This is a genomic window from Streptomyces sp. MA5143a, from assembly GCF_900290235.1.
GTDB lineage: Bacteria > Actinomycetota > Actinomycetes > Streptomycetales > Streptomycetaceae > Streptomyces.
In genome coordinates this window covers 1-4,360 of the sequence record NZ_OLMK01000161.1, presented here as the reverse complement: position 1 = coordinate 4,360, position 4,360 = coordinate 1, and the positions used below count along the sequence as shown (strand labels likewise).

General features: G+C 66.8%; 4 protein-coding genes. 2 read left to right on the top strand and 2 right to left on the bottom strand.

Annotated features, from left to right (window positions below; genetic code table 11):
• On the top strand, positions 1–243 hold a 243-nt coding region (locus tag SMA5143A_RS42280), incomplete at its 5' end, for a hypothetical protein (protein WP_107468074.1).
• Positions 244–434: 191 nt separating this feature from the next.
• Here SMA5143A_RS42280 and SMA5143A_RS42275 read toward each other — a convergent pair.
• Positions 435–659 (bottom strand): hypothetical protein, encoded by a 225-nt coding sequence (locus SMA5143A_RS42275; protein ID WP_146194065.1) that lies wholly within the window; start codon positions 657–659, stop codon positions 435–437.
• A gap of 114 nt (positions 660–773) precedes the next feature.
• Positions 774–3,854 carry an NACHT domain-containing protein gene (locus SMA5143A_RS42270; protein WP_146194064.1) on the bottom strand — a complete coding sequence of 1,027 codons (3,081 nt, stop codon included), beginning with the start codon at positions 3,852–3,854 and terminating at the stop codon, positions 774–776.
• Positions 3,855–3,992: 138 nt separating this feature from the next.
• Between SMA5143A_RS42270 and SMA5143A_RS42265 the strand changes: the two genes are divergently transcribed.
• Positions 3,993–4,241, top strand: coding sequence for a hypothetical protein (locus SMA5143A_RS42265; RefSeq protein ID WP_107468071.1), 249 nt, complete (start codon positions 3,993–3,995; stop codon positions 4,239–4,241).
• Positions 4,242–4,360 lie beyond the last annotated feature (119 nt).

The following is a 4,360-nucleotide window of genomic DNA, read 5'->3' as shown; positions in this document are numbered from 1 at the left end:
GTGGAAGCCGATCGCGCCCGGCCTGGCACAGCCGAACATCTGGCTTCCCTTCCCGGCATCACGGTCCTCGATCTGCACCTGGCTGCCGCTCTGGACGTCGCGCGGGAAGAGACCTGGGCCGCGGCGCACAGCCAGTACGCGGCGCAGCCCACCCCGGACCGTCCCGACGGCGCGATCATCGCCACCACCGCCCCGCACCGGTGGGCGGGCGAGCCGGTCCGCGTACTGGATCTCACCCCCTGATCACAACAGCAGCTGTCTGAGGGCCTCGCCGGATTCGGCAGGGCCCGCAGTGTCTCATCGGTTGGCGCACAGGCGACAGCGTCGGACGGTGACCAGGCCCCGCCACCGCCGACGCGCGGGCTGCTCTCCGACGACGTGCCCGCTGCCACGCCGCCCGCCCGGTACGTCGAGAGGTTCGTCGAGCACAACTGTCAACTGATCCATAACCGGCCCAACCACGCGAGCCCTATATCACACCTGTTCGGCTCGCCGCTGGCTCGTGCCTGTTCGCGGAGTGTGCGGACCCAGGTCTCCATGAAGCCGGCCGCGAGCTGTTTCATGAGCGTCTCGTACAGCCCGTCGAGGAGGGGGATGGCCAGGGTCTCGGCGAACTGCCTGGGGGAGGGAGGGCTGACGGAGATGACATAGTCCAGCAAGGGGAAATGCTCGATGCGTCGATCCGGTCCCGTAGCGCGGCCCGCGGCCGGGGTGTACGGCAGGAACAGCCCGTGCATCAATTACATCCACAATCTCAGGTCGTGAGCCTGGGATCACGGTGCCGGTTCGGAGCGTTCGTACTCTTGGCGGCTGGCGATGTTCATCTTGCTTCGGTCTTCCCAGCTGTAGCGTCCGCTTCGGAGGCTGTATCCGCTTGGGCTGTCGGAGGAGTCTGTTTCCCAGTCGGTGAGTTCGTCGAGCAGAGCGGAACCTCGCGGGTCACCGAGGCTCAGCAATGCGATCACTGCCTTCAGCCGACTGTGATCGTCGATGACACCGCGTGCCAACTTGTCCAAGAGCGTAGCGCCGCGTAAGTCGCCGAGGATCGCCATCACTTCCGCTGCCTCGACGCGGACGGTGTCTTCTTGCGCCACGTCGTGGGCGATGCGTGTGAGGTCCGGCAACGCACGCTGGTCTTTGATCGATCCCAGAGCTCTGACAACGGCCAGGAAGGCATCAGAGGCGTTGGTATCGGCGAGGATACCGGTGAGGACATCCGTGCCACGGCGGTCGCCGAGGATTCCCAGCTGCTCTGCGGCATCGACGCGGGTGCGTGCGGCGACAAGCGTGTTGTGCGCCACATCGATGAGGTGCGGCAGACCTCTTGCGTCGTTTTGGTTGATGAGTTCCCTGGCTGCATTGACGCGTGCTTGCGGTTCCGTTTCAGTGGTGAGGGCGATGTCCGCGAGGAAGTCCGCGCCCCGGACGCGGTCGAACGGACACAAAGCCGTGGCGGCGCCCAGGCGCACTGACGCCTCCTCGTTAGCGTCACCGGCGAGAGCGGTCAGCAGGTCCGGGACACGCGAGTCTCCCAAGGCGACAAGTCTTCGCGCCGCCGCAAGGCGGTCGATGGTGATGTCGGTGGCGAGGTTGCTCAACAAGTCAGGGCCCCGCACATCCCCGAGCGCCGCCAACTCGTCGGCTGCCCTGATGCGTCCGTGTCCCGCAACGGATTGGTCCGCTGCGATGGCCGCGAGGACGTCCGCGCCTCGGTGATCGCCAAGTGCGACCAGCTCTTTTGCGGCACTGAGACGGACGTAATCGACGATGGAGGGGTCGACTCCGATGCCGTTGAGGAGGTCCGCGCCCCGGAAGTCGCCCCACGCTCCCAGCGCTGCTGCCGCTCGGATACGTTCCCCCTCGCCGTCGGCGCCGGTGCCCGCCGCGATGCACGCGAGGAGGTCCGCAGCCTGAGAATCACCCAACTCCAAAGCCGCGGACAGATTGTCCACCCCGCTATAACGGCGCAGTTTCGCGGCCGCCATACGAACGACGGGCGGCGGGACGTCGGTGCCGAGCTGTACGTGAAGGAAGACGAACAGGCAGCCGTGCCGGCCGTGGCGCACTATGCGGCGCCAGAACTTGGCAGTCGAACCGGGATGCTGCGCGTAGGCCTGGTCCAGCACGAAGCCGGCGAACGAGTCGTTGGACAGCCAACGGTTCCTGCGTAACCTCCTCATCAGACCCAGTTGCCCGTACACATATCGGGGAATCATGGGGAAGGGAATGAGCGGTGTGCGACGAACCCGAAAGCGAAGCACACCGCTCCTGCGTACCAGGCTCGGTGCCGCGAGGTACTCCGCCAGCGTCTGGTGCACGAAGGCGTAGTCTCCGGCCTCGGCGATAAGCAGGCCACTGCGCCGCAGGCAGGTTTCCAGGAAATCCCGCCACACGCGCTGCGGTACGGCCAACGGCTTTTTGGTCTTCACCGCCTCAGCGATGACATCGACAGCCGCTTCCGGACGCACCACCGTGTCGGCGTCGAGCTTCATGAACAGTGCGTTCTTCAACTCCTGCTCGCGCATTCGTACCACCGCGAGTCGGGAGATCGCAGCGGGGAACTGGTCGAGGACGCTCTCGACGCGGGCGAGCGCATCAGCGCCGTAGCGTGTCATTGCAGCGCGTGCCTGGACCCGGATGCCGGCGGCTTCACCGGAAAGCTGCCGCTCGTACAGCAACTCGGTGAAGTCACGGAAGATTGCGCTGCGGCCAGCAGGCAGCGGGCGGCCGGGACCCGCGACGTGCACCTGGCACAGCATTGCCGCCATCAACGGCACACGCGCGAACTCCATGAGCTTCTGGGCGGCCACGGCCTTCAGGAACTCGGCGGCCCGCTCAGCGGGCTCCGACAGACCGGCAGCGCTGAACCAGCCGCGCGTGAACTCCAGGATGTCCTGGTCGTCGAACGGCTGCAGATTGAAACGGTCCACCTTCGGACCCACCACGTCCAACTCCCCGTCGGGGAGAGGCCGCGTCGTGATGACGAACCTGTACAACTGCTCGTGCTCCGCGACCACGGCCAGCGTCTGCAACACCTGACGGCGGGCGGCCGGATCAACGACCTCGTCCAGAGCGTCCACCAGAACGAGCCACCGCGCGCCCGGCTTCGGCGGAGCCGCGAAGAATCCCGCCGGCAACTGCTCCAGGAGAGCCGAAGGCCCAAGCGCCGCGGACACCGCTGCGGCAAGCGCGTCGGCGAATGGCCGCCCCTCACTCAGGGCCGCCGCGGGAACGAGCACCGGAACCGAATTACCCCCCAGTCCGGTCGCCCATAGACGCGCGCCTTCCGCAGCACAGACGCGAAGCAGGGTGGACTTCCCGCCGCCGGGCCCGGCGACGACCACACATGAGCCGTCCCCTGCGAGGATGTCGACCGCCGGCATATCCTCCCGTATGGTGTCATCTCCCCCCACGCCAGCTTCACTCGCCAAGTGGCTGCGACGAGCCTGCCGCCGCAAGTACACCGCCGCTAGCGGCGGAACGGTGCCGGGCAGCACACCAGCGTACGGATGATCTCGCGCCGCACGCTCGGAGGCAGCCAGATACCCGTCCAACCGATGCCCGCCCCGGGGATCGGCGAGGTTCCGCAGCCGGCGCACCTCACGCAACTGCTCCCCCACGATCCCCAGCCGGACAGCCAGATGCTCCAGGGTGTGAACGGAAGGCGGTCCTTTCGCGGCATTGAACGCGTTGCTGACCGTCGCCTTGCTTACGGGAACCGATGGATCGACCAAGTCGGCCTGCCGTGCACCGGACTCCGCCAAGCAGCGGCTCAGAAGTTCTTTGAGCCGTGCGTTGGCTACTGCAGGGCCCGAAGCCCCCGCATCAGGCACTCCGATGTCCGCTGTCGCCATCACAGATTCCCGATGTGGTTGTTCAACCTCGTTCACATCAACCCGGTGAACGCCCGACAAGGCTATCCCTGGTACTCGACCGGGCGATCGTACTTCCCCGGATCCGCCCTGCCGACTACGACTTCACGGAGCATCACGATGACCTTCACCCACCTGGCCATGCTCGGCGGGCCCGCTCTGGCGGGCCTGCTCCTATCCGTGCTGCGCTCCCGCCGCCCGCCCACCCAACGCGTTCGCATCCTGCGCGACGTCATCACCCTGCGCATGGTGCTGCGTGGAGCCGACCCCCACGAACGCCGCAAGCTGATCAACGCCCACCACCAATGGCGAACCGATCAGCCGGACTCCACCGCGCGCACGAAGAACGCGCGCCGCCGACGGAACTGACGGGGCCCATGGCTTCGGTACGGACGCATCATCGTGGATCGACAATCCGGTGGATAGGGGACCGGTGCCGCTTCGGGCGGGTCCGCCCGAAGCGGCGGACCCTGCCCTACCTTTGAAGT

What these genes read in the sequence shown, in the direction of transcription:
- SMA5143A_RS42270 (WP_146194064.1), bottom strand. Translation starts at nt 3,854, where the DNA reads ATGGCGACAGCGGACATCGGAGTGCCTGATGCGGGGGCTTCGGGCCCT.
- SMA5143A_RS42265 (WP_107468071.1), top strand. Translation starts at nt 3,993, where the DNA reads ATGACCTTCACCCACCTGGCCATGCTCGGCGGGCCCGCTCTGGCGGGC.